Below are 16408 nucleotides of genomic sequence, written 5' to 3' on the forward strand. Positions count from 1 at the left end.
CGTTACTCCACTGCTGCCGGAACGCCACCGGCGGGAACCTGCACCAGCCCAGTACCGCCATGCGCCGCCTTGTACTGGCGGATACGCTCTTCCATTTCAGGACGAAAATGCCGGATAAGGCCCTGAATGGGCCATGCTGCGGCGTCTCCCAGCGCGCAGATTGTATGCCCCTCAACCTGCCGCGTAACCTGTTCCAGCATATCAATTTCATCAATCTCCGCCCGTCCTTCGACCATGCGGTTCATAATGCGCATCATCCAGCCGGTTCCTTCCCGGCATGGCGTGCACTGGCCACAACTTTCATGTTTGAAAAATTTAGAGAACCTTGCGATAGCTTTTATAATATCTGTTGACCTGTCCATCACAATCATACAGGCCGTGCCCAAACCTGACCGTTCTGCGCGCAGACTGTCATAGTCCATCAAAACCGTTTCACAGACGGATTTTGGTAAAAGAGGCACGGAACAGCCACCGGGAATGACCGCCAGCAGATTATCCCACCCACCACGCACGCCACCGCCATGTTTTTCTATGATCTCTTTAAGCGGCACACCCAGCTCTTCTTCAAACACACAGGGTGTGTTGACGTGGCCGGAAATAGCCATAAGTTTGGACCCGGCATTATTGGGCCGGCCAAGCCCCGCAAACCATGCGGCTCCCAGCCGCATAATGGTTGACGTAACGGCAATACTTTCCACATTGTTTACGGTTGTCGGGCACCCATAAAGCCCTACTCCGGCAGGGAACGGCGGCTTCATACGGGGTTGGCCTTTTTTACCTTCCAGGCTTTCCAGCAAGGCCGTTTCTTCACCGCAGATATAGGCACCCGCACCACGGTGGATACGGAAATCAAAATCCCAACCGCTGCCTGCTGCATTTTTTCCTAAAAGGCCAGCTGCATAGGCTTCATCAATCGCCGCCTGCAAACGTTCAGCTTCGCGGCAGAACTCCCCACGGATGTAAATGTAGGACGTGTGCGCTCCCATCGCAAAAGATGCGATCATGGCGCTTTCTATCAGCTTATGTGGCTCATGCCGCATAACTTCCCGGTCCTTGCAGGTACCGGGTTCGGATTCATCCCCATTGATGACCAGATAATGCGGCCGTCCATCGGACTGCTTGGGCATGAAGGACCACTTCAGCCCGGTGGGGAAACCCGCCCCACCGCGCCCACGCAAGCCAGATGCCTTCATTTCCGCAACAATGGCATCCCGGCCCTTGGCAATAATCTCTGCCGTATTGCTCCAATCACCCCGCTTGCGAGCCGCTTCCAGCCGCCAGTCATCCTGCCCATACAGATTGGTGAAGATCCGGTCCTTGTCAGCCAGCATGGCCGTCTCTCCTATTCCTTGTCCGCCGTGGAAGATGCCAGCAGCGTCTTACGGCCACCCTCAGGCGCAGAAACACTGCGGTTAATGGTTGGTCCCGGTGCCGGACGCCGTCCTGCCCGCAACGCCTCTATGACCGCAGCCGTGCGCTCGGCGTTCATATCTTCGTAAAAATCATCATCAACCTGAAGGATGGGAGCATTGGCGCACGCCCCAAGGCACTCCACCTCCGTCAGAGTAAAAAGCCCATCGGCGCTGGTTTCGCCAAAATGCTGAATCCCGGTCGCTTTCTGGCAGGCATCCACCACATCATCAGAACCGCGCAGCCAGCATGGCGTGGTCGTGCAAACCTGCAAATGGTAACGCCCGATGGGCCGCGTGTTGAACATGGTGTAAAAAGACGCCACCTCGTACACCCGGATAGGCGCCATACCCAGCCGCTGGGCAATAACATCCATGGCAACTACGGGCACCCACGCACTCCCGGTCAGGCGTCCCATCTGCCGCTGCGCAATGTACAACAGAGGCATAACAGCACTTGCCTTGCGTTCCTCAGGATATTTGCTGAGAACGCCCGTAATTTCCGCTTCTGATGCAGAATCGAATACAAAGCTGTCCGGCTGTTCAGCCGGTGTCCAGGCTGCGTTCATCGATCAACTTCCCCAAACACAAGATCAAGCGAGCCAATAATGGCCACCATGTCAGCCAACATGCCGCGGCGTGAGAGTTCATCTATGGCCTGTAGATGCGCAAAGCCCGTCGGACGGATCTTGCAGCGATATGGCCTGTTGCTGCCATCTGCCACCAGATAAACGCCAAATTCACCCTTGGGGCTTTCTACCGCCGTATAGGTCGAGCCCGCAGGCACATGGTACCCTTCGCTAAACAGCTTGAAATGGTGAATCAGTGCTTCCATAGAGCGCTTCATTTCCGCCCTCGGGGGCGGACTGAACTTGGGGTCCTGTACCTTGACGTCTCCGGGCTGCATCTGGCTCAGGCATTGCTCAATAATCCTGACGCTCTCACGCATTTCTGCAACACGCACGAGATAACGGTCATAGGAATCACCCTGCCGGGCAACAGGCACATTGAACTCAACCTTGTGGTAATTGTCGTAAGGCTGGTTACGGCGCAAATCCCACGGCACCCCAGATGCCCGCAAGCAGGGGCCACTAAACCCCCATGCCAATGCCTGCTCGGTTGTAAAAACACCAATACCAACAGTGCGCTGTTTCCAAATCCTGTTTTCCGTCAACAAGCCTTCCAGCTCGTCAATCCATGAAGGAAATTCCTTGGCCCATGCGCCAATGCGGTCTTCCAGACTTGTCGGAATATCGCGCGCGACACCGCCGGGCCGAAAATAATTGGCGTGGAACCGGGCACCCGATGCTGCTTCATAAAACTCCAGAAGCTTCTCGCGCTCTTCATATCCCCATAGGGCTGGTGTAACCGCCCCACAATCCAGACCCATGGCAGTCAGATTAAGAATATGGTTTAGAATACGGGTAATTTCCGCAAACATAACGCGCAGCCACTTGGCGCGTTCGGGAATATCAACCCCCAGTAGCTTTTCCGTTGCCAGAGCAAAAGCCTGCTCCTCACACATGGGAGAGACATAATCCAGACGGTCAAAATAAGGCAGCGCTTTCTGATACGTCTTATATTCTATAAGCTTTTCCGTACCGCGGTGCAAAAGACCGATATGGGGCACCGCACGCGCAACAAGCTCCCCCTCCATTTCTAGCACCAGTCGCAACACACCATGCGCGGAAGGATGCTGCGGGCCAAAATTAAGGGCATGGGAGTCAATTTCCACAACCTTATTTTCAACTTCCAAAGCTTTCTCTTCTGGCAAGAGACTTTGGGGAATATCGTCTCGCAGGACAGTTTGCGCAAAAGCGAGAGATTCCGTATTTTTTTGCTCTGTCATCAGCCGGACCTCTTCATACCTTGCCGCACTTCATGGGCTTTCTCATCCCCCGGTAGGGTCAGCATCCCCTCCCAAGGAGAAACAAAGTCGAAATCCCGGAAATCCTGTGTCAAAGAAACAGGTTCTTTCACGACCTGTCGGCGTTCGACGTCGTACCGAACTTCCTCATACCCTGTGAGCGGAAAGTCCTTGCGCAGGGGATGTCCTTCAAACCCATTATCGGTCAGAATTCTGCGCAAATCCGGCTGGCCAGAAAAGAGCACGCCGAACAGGTCGTAACATTCGCGCTCCCACCACGTTGCACATGGCCAAAGATGGTGCACAGAAGGCACGGTGCTATATTCATCCGTGCAAACCACAACACGGATACGACGGTTATACGTGACGGATAACAGGTTATAGACAACCTCGAACCGCTCTGGACGGGCAGGAAAATCCACACCACACAAATCCATCAACTGTTCAAACCTGTAACGCGGATCATCGCGCAAAAGGGTCAGAAACGGCAGCAGATGCTCCCGCGTTGTACGCACGACCAACTCCCCCTTTTCCACCGCCGCATAGGATACATGCGGCTGGGATGAAAGGAATGTGAACGCCAGAGAGCACAACTGCCCTTCCAGCCGGGCCTGCCTTGGGTTGGGAGAAAGATCAGCCACGGAGAATGGTCCCTGTCCGACGAATTTTTTTCTGGAGCAGCATAATGCCGTAAATCAGCGCCTCGGCGGTGGGTGGGCAGCCGGGCACATACACGTCCACTGGCACAATCCGGTCACACCCACGCACGACCGAGTAGGAATAATGGTAATAACCACCCCCGTTGGCGCACGAACCCATAGAAATAACCCAGCGCGGCTCCGCCATCTGCTCGTACAGACGCCGCAGCACTGGGGCCATCTTGTTGGTCAGCGTGCCAGCAACAATCATCACATCAGACTGCCGGGGCGATCCGCGGGGAATAATACCCATACGGTCCAGATCATACCGCGGCATATAGGCATGGATCATTTCCACCGCACAGCATGCCAGGCCGAAGGACATCGGCCACAAGCTCCCCGTCCTCCCCCAGTTGACCAGTTTATCCAAGCTGGCAACCACAAACCCTTTTTCCGCCAGAACACCCGTAATACCGCGCACCACGGCATCCTGCTCCGGCCCGGGGGGCAGAGCCTCCCTATTCCACATAATGGCGTTATCGTCGTGATGTGTGGTCATGCTGGCGCTCCCTCAATCCCAATCCAGCGCGCCTTTGCGCCATTCATACAAAAAGCCTATCCCCAGCACGGCCAGAAATCCCAGCATGGACAAAAAGCCGAATAGCCCGATCCGTCCAAGGCTGATGGCCCACGGGAACAGAAAGGCGACTTCCAGATCGAAAATAATGAAAAGAATGGCGACCAGATAAAAACGCACGTCAAAACGACGCCGCGCATCATCAAAAGGGCCAAACCCGCATTCATATGCTGTAAGTTTTTCAGGATAAGGTTTCTGGTGTCCGCTTAGCAGAGCCATGCCAAGCATGGCCGCGGCAATAACAACCGAGACACAACCAAAAATCAGGACCGGGGCGTAATCGCCTAGAACAGACTGCATGGAAAGTTCCTGCACGCATGAAAAGCTGCAAACAGCTCATTTGATGCAGTCACCCTAGACCCGCAACATACGGACGGCCATGCACGAACGCGTTGGGTCGTAGCCACTTTGTTGTGAGTAACGAATTTTTATCTGGGAAATAACGGTTAGCCTGCCTTGGGCAGGAAACCATTAACAGCAGGATTATAAATCCTGCCCTCAACATAAAATGTTGGGAATGGTGGGCGATGACGGGATCGAACCGCCGACCCTCTCGGTGTAAACGAGATGCTCTACCGCTAAGCTAATCGCCCGCGCCCTATGTGTCACAAAACAAAACGGCCGGCAACCCCTTTTTTCAAAGAAATTGCCGGCCGTTCTGAAAAAAATCTGAAAGCGGGGATTAGTTGCTTACCGCGTCCTTCAGTGCCTTGCCCGGCTTGAAGCGGACAGAGGTAGAAGCCGGAATATCAATTTCCTCGCCGGTACGGGGGTTACGGCCTTTGGCGGCCTTGCGGGTTGCCGTCACGAATGTGCCAAAGCCCACCAGACGCACTTCCTGCTTTTTGGACAGAGCTTTTTCAATCGCACCGAATACGGCGTCGACCACTTCTCCGGCCTTAGCCTTCGGCAGGTCAACGGCCTCTGCTACTGCTGAGACGAGCTCCTGCTTGTTAAGCGGCTTCTCCATCTTACGCCTTTCACTTTCTTTCAATTCATAGGAGCGGCGGGCGGGTTTCGTCCGCCTCTCCGCTGCCTGAACGCACTATGAAGCCGTTTTTTCCTACGTCAACCAAGCAAACGCAAACTTCGGACTTCTCGTGCATTTTGGTTAATGTGGCAGCACGGGAACCACGGTCTGCGTGCCATTTGCTGGCACGGGTTCGGGCACGTCTTCCCAATGAATCGGCTGGGGCTTGCTCACCAGCGCACGGGCCAAAACTTCGTCCACATGCGAAACGGGTACAATTTCCAGATTCTTCTTCACCGTGTCAGGAATTTCCGCCAGATCTTTCTCATTTTCCTGCGGAATAAAGACCGTACGGATACCCGAACGCAGAGCAGCCAACAGCTTTTCTTTCAGCCCGCCAATGGCCAGCACACGCCCCCTGAGTGTGATTTCACCCGTCATGGCCACATCACGACGGACTGGAATTCCAGTCAGAACACTTACCAGAGATGTCACCATTGCCACGCCGGCCGACGGGCCATCTTTAGGAGTCGCACCTTCGGGAACATGCACATGAAAACTGCGCTTATCGAAGATGGTCGGCACGATTCCAAAACTGGCAGCCCGACTCCGCACGAACGAGAACGCCGCAGAGATGCTCTCCTTCATCACGTCGCCCAGCTTACCGGTTTCCACGATACCGCCCTTGCCCGGAACCATAACGCTCTCAATGGTCAGGATTTCCCCTCCCACTTCGGTCCATGCCAGCCCGGTTACAACGCCCACCATATCCTCCGCTTCGGTCTCACCGTAACGGAAGCGCTGTACGCCTGCGTATTTTTCCAGATTCCGTGCGATGACAGAAACCTTTTTGGCTTTCCCGGTCACGATCTCCTTGACCGCCTTACGGGCCAACTTGGCCAGTTCCCGCTCCAGATTACGCACGCCTGCCTCACGCGTGTAGTAACGGATCAGGTCCCGCAGGGCTTCCTCGTTAATCGACCACTCACCGGGTTTGAGGTTATGGGCCTCAAGCTGCTTGCTGATCAGGTGACGTTTGGCGATTTCGACCTTTTCATCTTCCGTGTAACCGGATAGGCGAATGATCTCCATACGGTCCAGCAGAGGCTGCGGCATATCCAGACTATTGGCCGTTGTCACGAACATGACATCGGACAGGTCATAATCGACCTCCAGATAATGGTCCGCAAAGGTGCTGTTCTGCTCGGGGTCAAGCACCTCCAACAGGGCTGATGCCGGATCACCACGCCAGTCAGCGCCCAGCTTGTCAATTTCATCCAGCAGGAAGAGCGGGTTGGAAACCTTCGCCTTCTTCATTCCCTGAATGATCTTGCCGGGCATGGAGCCAATATACGTGCGACGGTGCCCACGAATTTCCGCTTCGTCCCGCACGCCACCCAACGACATGCGCACATAGTGACGCCCCGTTGCCTTGGCGATGGAGCGCGCAAGCGAGGTCTTACCAACCCCCGGCGGGCCGACAAGGCACAGGATCGGCCCCTTGAGCTTCTGGGAACGGCTCTGAACCGCCAGATACTCCAGAATACGTTCCTTAACTTTTTCCAGACCGTAGTGGTCGGCATCCAGAATATCTTCTGCTTCGACCAGATCGTGCCGCACCTTTGTCCGTTTTTTCCACGGGATGCTCAGAATCCAATCCAGATAGTTCCGCACAACGCCAGATTCGGCGGACATCATGCTCATGCCACGCAGCTTTTTCAGCTCGTTTACGGCTTTTTCGCGCGCTTCCTTGGAGAGCTTGGTCTTGGCGATCCGCTCTTCAATTTCGGCCGTTTCGTCCTTGCCGTCCTCACCTTCGCCAAGTTCTTTCTGAATCGCTTTGAGCTGCTCGTTCAGATAGTACTCGCGCTGTGTCTTTTCCATCTGGCGTTTGACACGGTTGCGGATTTTCTTTTCCACCTGAAGCACGTCAATTTCTGCTTCAATATGGCCGAAAACTTTTTCCAGCTGCCCCTGCACAGTCGGACATTCAAGAATTTCCTGCTTTTCGGAAATCTTGAGCGACAGATGACTGGTCACCGTATCCGCAAGCTTGGACAGATCATTAATCTGGTTCAGCGAGACCAGAACTTCGGACGCAATTTTTTTGTTGAGCTTCATATACTGCTCAAACTGCGACACGATGGACCGCCCTAGCGCCTCGGCCTCTGGGCCTATGGCGGATTCAGCAGGCATTTCCTCAATGTCGGCTTCAAAATGTCCGTTCACCTCATGCAGCGTTTTCACGCGCACACGGCGGACACCCTCCACCAGCACTTTGACCGTACCGTCAGGCAGCTTGAGCAGTTGCAGAATGGTGGACAGCGTCCCAACCCGATAAATGTCATCGGGGGTTGGGTCGTCTTGTGCCGCATCTTTCTGGGCTACCAGCAGAATATGCCGGTCGTCCTTTGTAACCGAGTCCAGCGCACGTACGGACTTTTCCCGCCCGACAAACAGCGGAACAATCATATGTGGGAACACCACAATATCACGCAACGGCAGAACCGCGACATGCGGACTTCTGGTATCGGATTCTGTTGCCGTGTTTTCAACCGCTGGAACAGACTGCTCGGACACGACCGGAGCAACCTGATCGCTCTTGCGCCTGCGCCGTGGTGCCGGTTTTTCGTTATCAGCCATCGTCATGACCTCCCGATAAGGACGATCGGTGCCGGGCACCCGTCTGGCGGCATACCCCTGCACTGAGGGAGGCATCTCCTCTAAAAGAGATACCCCTGTGATTCTCTTATGTTGTTATGCCCACAACCCGGAACAATAGGGCAGAGGCAAGAACAGCACGAACAGGTGACCCGCTCGTGCTGCTTACATCAAAACTCAGACCTGCTCAGGCAGACTGCTCTGCTGGCACGTCCTTCTTTTTGCCATAGACATAGACCGGACTGGTTTTGCCATCCGCCACCTCGCGGTTAACAACAACCTCTTCGACCGTATCAAGCCCAGGCAGATCAAACATGGTGGACATAAGGATACTTTCCAGAATGGAACGCAATCCTCGCGCCCCCGTCTTACGAACAATGGCCCGATCGGCAATGGCCTTGAGCGCATCATCCGTAAAGGTCAGCTGAACGTCTTCCATCTGGAACAGACGCTGGTACTGCTTGACCAGAGCATTTTTGGGTTCGGTCAAAATCTTGATCAGTGCGGCTTCATCCAGATCACCCAGCGTTGCCAGCACTGGTAGCCGCCCGATAAATTCTGGAATAAGGCCGAACTTCATCAGATCTTCTGGCTCAACATCATGCAGGATTTCTCCCATACGACGGTCGTCAAGAGAGCGCACATCCGCCCCAAAGCCGATACCAGTGCCCTTACCACGCGCAGAAATGATCTTATCCAGACCGGCAAAAGCACCGCCGCAGATAAAGAGCATGTTGGTCGTATCCACCTGCAGGAATTCCTGCTGCGGATGTTTACGCCCACCCTGCGGAGGTACAGAAGCAACCGTGCCTTCCATCAGTTTAAGCAGAGCCTGCTGCACGCCTTCGCCGCTGACATCACGCGTTATGGAAGGATTGTCCGACTTTTTGGAAATCTTGTCGATTTCATCAATGTAAACAATCCCGCGCTGCGCACGCTCCACATTGTAATCGGAAGCCTGAAGCAGCTTGAGAATGATGTTTTCGACATCTTCCCCCACATACCCTGCTTCTGTCAGGGTCGTGGCGTCAGCCATGGTAAACGGCACATCCAGAATACGTGCCAGTGTTTGTGCCAGCAACGTCTTGCCGGACCCTGTGGGGCCGATCAGCAGAATGTTGGACTTGGCAATTTCAACATCGCCAGCCTTGGTCACCTGCGACAGACGCTTGTAGTGGTTATGCACCGCTACAGAGAGGACCTTTTTGGCCTGCATCTGACCGATAACATAGTCGTCCAGAACCTTGCAGATTTCCTTGGGAGTAGGCACACCCTCGCGTGATTTGACCTGCATGGTCTTATTCTCTTCACGGATGATATCCATGCAGAGTTCGACGCATTCATCGCAGATAAACACGGTGGGGCCAGCAATAAGCTTGCGCACTTCATGCTGTGATTTGCCACAGAACGAGCAATACAGCGTGTTCTTGGAATCTCCGGACTTTGTACTCATCAGCCCACTCCCCCGATCATCCCAGGCCCCACAGAACCGAGAGCCGAGTCCCAGACCTTTTCTGCCTGCCTGAGGACAGACTGCCTCCTTATTGTAACAGGAAGCGTAAAGTATGCCAGATTAAGGATGGTTTTTATCCTTTTTACCTGTTTCCGCCGCTTTGTGGTGACTGATCACTTCATCCACAATACCAAAAGACTGGGCTTCCACTGCGGACATATAACTATCACGCTCAAGCTTCTGCTCGATTTCTTCCAGTGTACGGCCTGTATGTTCACGGTAGATTTCATTCAGCCGCTGACGGATAATAAGAATTTCCCGCGCCTGAATTTCTATGTCACTCGCCTGCCCCTGTGCGCCACCAGATGGCTGATGCACCATAACGCGAGCATTGGGGAGCGCAAACCTACGCCCTTTTTCACCACCGGCCAGCAGCAGGGACCCCATGGAGGCAGCCTGACCGATGCACACTGTGCTTACCGGACTGCGGATGTACTGCATGGTGTCGTAAATAGCCAGACCAGCGGACACAACGCCCCCGGGGCTATTGATGTAGAAGGAAATTTCCTTGGTCGGGTTCACACTTTCCAGATACAGAAGCTGCGCAGAAATGAGCGAAGCAACCTGATCATAGACCGGCCCGGTCAGGAAGATGATCCGTTCCTGCAGAAGGCGGGAATAGATATCAAAAGCCCGTTCACCGCGAGAGGTCTGTTCGACCACCACCGGCACCAGTGCATTGCTGAAAATCTCAACGGGATCACGATCCCTCATACCACTCATTCCCGTACAAAAAACTTAATCATCCCCTCCCTGCCTCTGCCATGGACAGAACCAGGGTCAGGCACACTGATTCAAGATAGAGATAAAGTGGCAAGATGCCACCCCAGAAAAGAAAAACAGCCCCAAAAAGAATGTCCCGCCAGTTCACACTGGCGGGACAGAGCCGTTTTATCAGATATTAGCTGGGGGAATATCTGATAGCTCTTCCAAACTCACGTCCTTGTCCGTGACCTTGGCAAGTTCAATCAGGTAATCAACGACCTTGTTTTCAAAGATCGGTCCACGCAGGGACTCAGCAGCCTGCGGATTCTTCTGGAAGAATTCGAACACCTGCTTTTCCTGACCGGGGTAGCGCATGGCTTCGGCCCGAACAGCACGTCCAAGTTCTTCCCCGCTGACGGAAATACCGTTCTTGCGGCCAATTTCAGCAAGCAGCAGACCAAGCCTTACGCGACGTTCCGCAATTTTGCGGTAATCGGAGCGCAGGGTTTCTTCGTCCTTGTCCTTGTCTTCGTCATCAAGCTGACCAGCCTTACGGTCGGCTTCCACGCGGCTCCAGATCTGCTCGAACTCGGCTTCCACCATTCCTTCCGGAGCGGGGAAGTCAGCCTTGCCGGAGAGGATATCCAGCAGGTCGCGCTTGATGCGCAGACGAGACATCTGGTCGTATTCGCCCTCGATCTGCTTACGCACCAGATCCTTGAGCTGTTCAAGGCTTTCAAAGCCCATCTTCTTGGCCAGCTCTTCGTCCACCGGGGCATCCACAGCCTTTTTCAGCTGGTTTACCTTAATGTCGAAGGTTGCTTCCTTACCGGCAAGCTCTTCCGCGCCGTAGTCTTCGGGGAAGGTCACGGTAATGACTTTTTCTTCACCCGGCTTCATGCCTTCAATCTGCTCTGCAAAGCCCGGAATAAAGCCTTCGCCGCCGATTTCGACATTCACGTCCTGAGCGGTGCCACCATCAAACGCAACGCCGTCCTGCTTACCCACAAAATCAATAGCGACAACGTCGCCCTTGGCTGCGGGACGCACTTCTTCGATCACTTCGAAAGTACGGCCACGCTTGGCAATGTCTTCCAGAACCTTGTTTACGGCTTCGTCACTAACAGGCGCCTTCAGGCGGGTCAGAGCAAGGTCGGACAGATCCGGCAGAGTGATTTCCGGCAGAATTTCGCTTTCCACCTTAAACTCGAGGTCCGCACCCTTGCCGTCCTGACCCGAAACCAGATCAACCTTGGGCTGACCGGCGGGACGCAGGCCGCGTTCTTCAAACACGGTGCGCATGGCGTCGGACACAGCCTGTTCCAGCACTTCGCCCCAAACGGCATCGCCATAACGCTGGCGCGCCAGAGAGACAGGCACCTTGCCCGGACGGAAGCCCGGCAGGTTCAGATTGCCAGCAACTTCCTTAAGGCGCGCATCACGCTTAGCCTCAAGCTCCGCAGCCGGAACTGTAACTGTGAAACCACGCTTCAGCCCTTCAGAAAGGGTCTCGGTAACCTGCATCGGCCAGGCCTTCCTCTCGGTACAAAAAATCAGTCACCCGCTGCAATGCGCCATTAAGGCGACGGCGGACTGCGGACGGGAGCATGAAAATCCATTGGTACGGGCGGAGGGACTTGAACCCCCACGACTTGCGTCACCAGAACCTAAATCTGGCGTGTCTACCAATTCCACCACGCCCGCGCACAAAACACTCACCGTCGGCAAGATGCGTGGACTTAGCCCAAAGTCCCGCACACGGCAAGCCACCGAAATGGATTTTGCGCAACAGGCATTACCCCTGCGCCTGTTCCGCTTTCTGCCGGGCCTGCCCCAGATGGCAATCCAAATCCTCCGCCACCGGCCACGGCCCAGACTGAAGACCCGCCTCCCCGTGCAGCCAGACACCTGCGCAAGCGGCCTCCCACGCGGGCATACCAGCTGCCAGCAAAGCCGCAATAACGCCGGACAGCGTATCCCCCGAACCAGCGGTTCCCAACGCGGAAGTCGCATGAATATTAATAGCCAGCCGGCCATCTGGCGCTGCGATCATGGTGGATGCCCCCTTAAGCACAACCACGGCATTAATCTGCCGAGCTGCCTGACGGACCTGCTCCGGCGGGTTGGCACCTACGGGACCAAATACACGCGCAAACTCCCCCGTATGCGGCGTGATGACCGAGACCCCACGCAGTTTATCCGGCTGACCAGTGCAGGCCGTCAGCGCCCCGGCATCGGCCAGCACACTCCGCCCCGACTCCAGCAGCATGGGCAGAGCATCCTGCACTTCCGCCTCGGTCAGCCCCGGCCCACACACCCATACATGCCTCCGCTGATCCTCCAGCAATGTCGCCAGTGGGGCCTCATCCACTATCAACCCCGGTTGACCCAACTTGTACGCTGGCGCGGCAGAGCCTGCTGCAACGCGCACAAGGCCAGCCCCTGCAGCCCGCGCGCCTGAGGCACACAACCGCGTTGCCCCCGGCATGGACTGCCCGGCGCAGATACTTACAACACCACGCGTGTATTTATTGCTCTGCGCCCCCAGAACCGGGAGCTTCCACAACCCCGGCTCATTTTGCCATGTGTTAGCAGGCACGGAGGCCAACACAGCGTCGGGCACACCAATATCCGCCAGAATCAGCCGCCCCAGCAAACCATGCGCTGGGTAAAGCAGATGCCCCGGCTTGTACCGGCAGAATGTAACCGTCATGGCGGCCTGCGGTGCGTAGCCACGCACCTGCCCGGTTGCGCCATCCAGCCCGGAAGGTATGTCGATTGCAACAATCCTGCGCGCTGCCTTCAATGTTTCAACGGGCAACCCGGTCACGTCCCGGCTAAGCCCGGCTCCAAACACCGCATCGACAACCAAATCCACCCGAGCGGCTTCTGCGGGAGCAAACGGCACACGGGGACCGGTAAATGCCGCCGCCGCGCGCCCTGCATCTGTATTAGCTTTAGGCGGCACAAGTTCAGCCACGGCAACAGGCCAGCCCATGGCGGCAAGGTACCGGGCGGCCACGTAACCATCTCCCCCGTTATTGCCTGGCCCGCACAGCACCAGCACACGTGCGGGCTGCTCATACCGGCGTATGGCCCGCGCAACTGCTCTACCGGCATGTTCCATCAAGACGGAAACAGGCACATTCACCGCGCTCAGACGGTCCACTTCCCCCATCTGCGCTGGGGTATAAAGGCTTAGGGATGATGGGGAACGAGGTTGCATGGCATGGCTCCGCACAGTCTGTGTGAATGACGTCAGGCACAATAGCCCCTTGCACCCGCCCCGTCCCCTTGGCAATCAGGCAGGCAGATACGCACCGCGCATGACGCTCCCCAAAAAGCAGCCTCATACGCCCTATCCCTGCCCAACCGTGCCAATGCGGAGACACCATGCCTCATTCCATCATCTGGAGCCTTGTTCTCGCTCTTCACCTTGTCAGCATCATCATGTGGGTTGGTGGTGGCGCCTATGCGGCCGTCATTCTGCGCCCCAGCCTGAACCTGCTGGACCAGACTCAGCGTAATTCCGTGCACCTGCAGACCATGGCCCGCTTTTTTAAGGGTTTGACCCATGCCATTCCCACAGCCCTGATTACCGGCTGGCTTCTGGTGCTGCATGAAGGGGGTTTCTCAAACGCACCGTGGACCACCAACATCATGCAGTTGCTGGGCATTATCATGGCTCTGCTGTTCGTGCGGATGTACATGGGCAGCTACCAGAAGCTGCGCCGGGCCATCCGCCCGCAGGCATCTGGCTTCGACTCGGTTCGTAAACAGGTGCTGGTTATTGTGGCGCTGGGAATCCTTGCCGTGCTCTCAGCCTGCCTCGGCCACCCTTTTATGTGAAGAAAGCAAGTATTCCTGCCAAAAACTTGATTTTAGGCAGAAAGACCTTTATCGGGACTAGCGCCTGAGTGGCTTTGAATTTCCATGGAACAACTGGCGAATGATCTGTGCCAGAACATGAGCAAAGCCACCAGTAAGCTGACAACGACAGACCTAGTTCCGAGAGCATATTGACAGCCAAGACAACCGCCCGCCCCCGCAAGACGACAACTCGCAGCCGGAAAAAGGCGGCGGTTCCCGCCAGTTCAGCCGTATTGGACGCACAGAGCGCAGAGGTGGAAGACACCGCGCCTCCTGCCGATGCAGATGCCCCGGTCGAGGCCAAGCCTGCTCCCAAAAAGCGCGCGCCCCGCCGCCGCTCCACTAAAGCCGATTCGGCTGTGGAACCTGTAGCGCCCCCCACTGCTGAAGAAGCCGTGGCCGAAGAAGCCGCTCCCCCCAAAAAAGCTGCCCCGAAAAAAACACGCGCTCCCTCCAGACGGCGCACAAAGGCTGAACCTGCTGTAGACGCTGCCCCTGCACCGGAAGCACAGGACGCATCCCCCGCAGAAAAACCTGATGCAGCACTTGTAGAGGTCACAGAACCCGCACCGGCCAAGACCGAGGCACCTGCAACACCTCCTGTGGAAGAAGAGCCGACCATCACCTTTGCGGATCTGGAGCTTTCCAAGCCCATTCTGCAAGCCATTGACGAGATGGGTTACAAGCACCCCACCCCCATTCAGGCACAGGCCATTCCTGCCGTGCTGATGGCGCGTGATGTGCTTGGCGTTGCCCAGACCGGAACCGGCAAAACTGCGTCCTTCACGCTGCCCATGCTGGAAATCCTGAGCGATTCCCGCGCACGGGCCCGCATGCCGCGTTCGCTCATTCTGGAGCCCACGCGTGAGCTGGCTCTGCAGGTTGCCGAGAACTTTGTGCAGTATGGCAAGCACCTCAAACTCAACCATGCCCTGCTCATCGGCGGCGAGAGCATGTCTGACCAGAAAGAAGTGCTCAACCGTGGCGTGGATGTGCTAATTGCAACCCCCGGCCGGTTGCTTGACCTGTTTGAACGGGGTGGCCTGCTCCTGAATCACACCAAAATTCTGGTCATTGATGAAGCTGACCGGATGCTGGATATGGGCTTTATCCCTGACATTGAAAAAATTGTCAGTCTGCTTCCCCCGACCCGGCAGACTCTGTTCTTCTCCGCCACAATGGCTCCGCCCATCCGTAAGCTCGCGGATGCGTTCCTGCATTCCCCCAAGGAAATTACGGTTGCGCGCCAGTCCTCCGTGGCTTCCACCATTACAACCGGTCTGGTCATTGTTGATGAGTACAGCAAGCGCGAAACACTGCGCCTGCTCCTTAACGACCCCACACTGCAGAACGCCATTGTGTTCTGCAACCGCAAGCGCGATGTGGATGTTCTGACCAAGTCTTTGACCAAGCATGGTTTTTCCGTCGGCGCGCTGCACGGGGACCTGCCTCAGTCCGTGCGTTTTTCCACGCTGGAAAAATTCAAGAATGGTGACCTGAAGGTGCTGGTCTGCTCGGATGTGGCGGCACGCGGTATTGATATTGGCGGCCTGTCGCATGTGTTCAACTTCGATCTGCCGTTCCATGCGGAGGATTACGTTCACCGTATTGGCCGCACAGGGCGCGCAGGGCGCGAAGGTCATGCCTTCAGCATCGCAACGCCTTATGACAAGACGCTGGTTGAAGCCATTGAAAACCTGACTGGCAAACCCATTCCTCGCCTGTCCATTGATGGTGTGCAACAACTGGAATGGTCGGAAGAAAAACGCCCCCGCGGTGGCCAGTCCCGCACTGGACAGAACCGCAAAGACAAAGCGGCTCCACAGCGTGAACGCGAGCCTGCGCGTACAACGCGCGAAGCGCCACAGGAACGCGAAGCAACGCGTGAGCGGGAACCCCAGCGTGCACCCCAGCAGCAGCCCGCAACACGGGGTCAGAACCACAAGGGAGGCCGCAACCAGCGTGATGAAATTCCGCCCGCACCCGCTGGCGAATTTACAGGGTTTGGTGACCAGACACCTGCCTTCATGCTGCTGCCCCGCCGCAACTCATCGCGCCCGGCCACGCCGGGAACGCTCGAAAACACCGAAACAGCGCAGGATGTGGCTCACGTTTCTGACGTGGCATCCTGACCTAAG

General features: G+C 56.0%; 14 protein-coding genes and 2 tRNA genes. 2 read left to right on the forward strand and 14 right to left on the reverse strand.

Going from position 1 to position 16408, the window contains the following annotated elements; genetic code table 11:
- Nucleotides 1-2: 2 nt before the first annotated feature.
- From nuoF to AGA_RS09650, 14 genes are all read right to left on the reverse strand, one after another.
- A complete protein-coding gene (gene nuoF / locus AGA_RS09585; RefSeq protein ID WP_059024076.1) occupies nt 3-1331 on the reverse strand; it encodes an NADH-quinone oxidoreductase subunit NuoF in 1329 nt (442 codons plus the stop codon).
- Nucleotides 1332-1342: 11 nt separating this feature from the next.
- Nucleotides 1343-1978, reverse strand: coding sequence for a complex I 24 kDa subunit family protein (locus AGA_RS09590; RefSeq protein WP_059024078.1), 636 nt, complete (start codon nt 1976-1978; stop codon nt 1343-1345).
- Nucleotides 1975-3258: an NADH-quinone oxidoreductase subunit D gene (locus AGA_RS09595; RefSeq protein WP_059024080.1), complete on the reverse strand. Its 1284-nt coding sequence runs from the start codon at nt 3256-3258 to the stop codon at nt 1975-1977. The genes AGA_RS09590 and AGA_RS09595 overlap by 4 nt, the downstream gene beginning before the upstream one ends.
- Complete coding sequence (locus AGA_RS09600) at nt 3258-3917, reverse strand: NADH-quinone oxidoreductase subunit C (protein WP_059024082.1); 660 nt, start codon at nt 3915-3917, stop codon at nt 3258-3260. Before AGA_RS09600 ends, AGA_RS09595 begins: the two co-directional genes overlap by 1 nt.
- The gene (locus AGA_RS09605) at nt 3910-4473 is read right to left on the reverse strand and encodes a NuoB/complex I 20 kDa subunit family protein (RefSeq protein ID WP_059024084.1); all 564 of its coding nucleotides are present in this window, start codon (nt 4471-4473) and stop codon (nt 3910-3912) included. Before AGA_RS09605 ends, AGA_RS09600 begins: the two co-directional genes overlap by 8 nt.
- Before the next feature lie 12 nt (nt 4474-4485).
- Nucleotides 4486-4851 carry an NADH-quinone oxidoreductase subunit A gene (locus AGA_RS09610; protein WP_059024086.1) on the reverse strand — a complete coding sequence of 122 codons (366 nt, stop codon included), beginning with the start codon at nt 4849-4851 and terminating at the stop codon, nt 4486-4488.
- A 218-nt stretch (nt 4852-5069) separates the two neighbouring features.
- A tRNA-Val gene (locus tag AGA_RS09615) sits at nt 5070-5144 on the reverse strand.
- Between the two features lie 89 nt (nt 5145-5233).
- Nucleotides 5234-5521 (reverse strand): HU family DNA-binding protein, encoded by a 288-nt coding sequence (locus tag AGA_RS09620; protein ID WP_059024088.1) that lies wholly within the window; start codon nt 5519-5521, stop codon nt 5234-5236.
- A 141-nt stretch (nt 5522-5662) separates the two neighbouring features.
- Complete coding sequence (lon, locus tag AGA_RS09625; protein ID WP_059024090.1) at nt 5663-8164, reverse strand: endopeptidase La; 2502 nt, start codon at nt 8162-8164, stop codon at nt 5663-5665.
- Nucleotides 8165-8369: 205 nt separating this feature from the next.
- Nucleotides 8370-9635 (reverse strand): ATP-dependent Clp protease ATP-binding subunit ClpX, encoded by a 1266-nt coding sequence (clpX, locus tag AGA_RS09630; protein ID WP_059024092.1) that lies wholly within the window; start codon nt 9633-9635, stop codon nt 8370-8372.
- Between the two features lie 120 nt (nt 9636-9755).
- Nucleotides 9756-10418 carry an ATP-dependent Clp protease proteolytic subunit gene (locus tag AGA_RS09635; RefSeq protein WP_172793735.1) on the reverse strand — a complete coding sequence of 221 codons (663 nt, stop codon included), beginning with the start codon at nt 10416-10418 and terminating at the stop codon, nt 9756-9758.
- Nucleotides 10419-10589: 171 nt separating this feature from the next.
- The gene (gene tig, locus AGA_RS09640) at nt 10590-11924 is read right to left on the reverse strand and encodes a trigger factor (protein WP_059024094.1); all 1335 of its coding nucleotides are present in this window, start codon (nt 11922-11924) and stop codon (nt 10590-10592) included.
- Between the two features lie 95 nt (nt 11925-12019).
- Nucleotides 12020-12104, reverse strand: a tRNA-Leu gene (locus AGA_RS09645).
- Between the two features lie 91 nt (nt 12105-12195).
- On the reverse strand, nt 12196-13626 hold the full coding sequence (locus AGA_RS09650; RefSeq protein WP_059024097.1) for a bifunctional ADP-dependent NAD(P)H-hydrate dehydratase/NAD(P)H-hydrate epimerase: 1431 nt from the start codon (nt 13624-13626) through the stop codon (nt 12196-12198).
- 167 nt (nt 13627-13793) lie between these two features.
- On the opposite strand from AGA_RS09650, the gene AGA_RS09655 reads away from it, so the two are divergent.
- Together AGA_RS09655 and AGA_RS09660 are read left to right on the forward strand one after the other, a co-directional pair.
- Nucleotides 13794-14249, forward strand: a complete 456-nt coding sequence (locus AGA_RS09655; protein ID WP_059024099.1) for a hypothetical protein — start codon at nt 13794-13796, stop codon at nt 14247-14249.
- A 170-nt stretch (nt 14250-14419) separates the two neighbouring features.
- Nucleotides 14420-16402, forward strand: a complete 1983-nt coding sequence (locus tag AGA_RS09660; RefSeq protein WP_059024101.1) for a DEAD/DEAH box helicase — start codon at nt 14420-14422, stop codon at nt 16400-16402.
- Nucleotides 16403-16408 lie beyond the last annotated feature (6 nt).

The sequence above is a fragment of the Acetobacter ghanensis genome, from assembly GCF_001499675.1.
GTDB lineage: Bacteria > Pseudomonadota > Alphaproteobacteria > Acetobacterales > Acetobacteraceae > Acetobacter > Acetobacter ghanensis.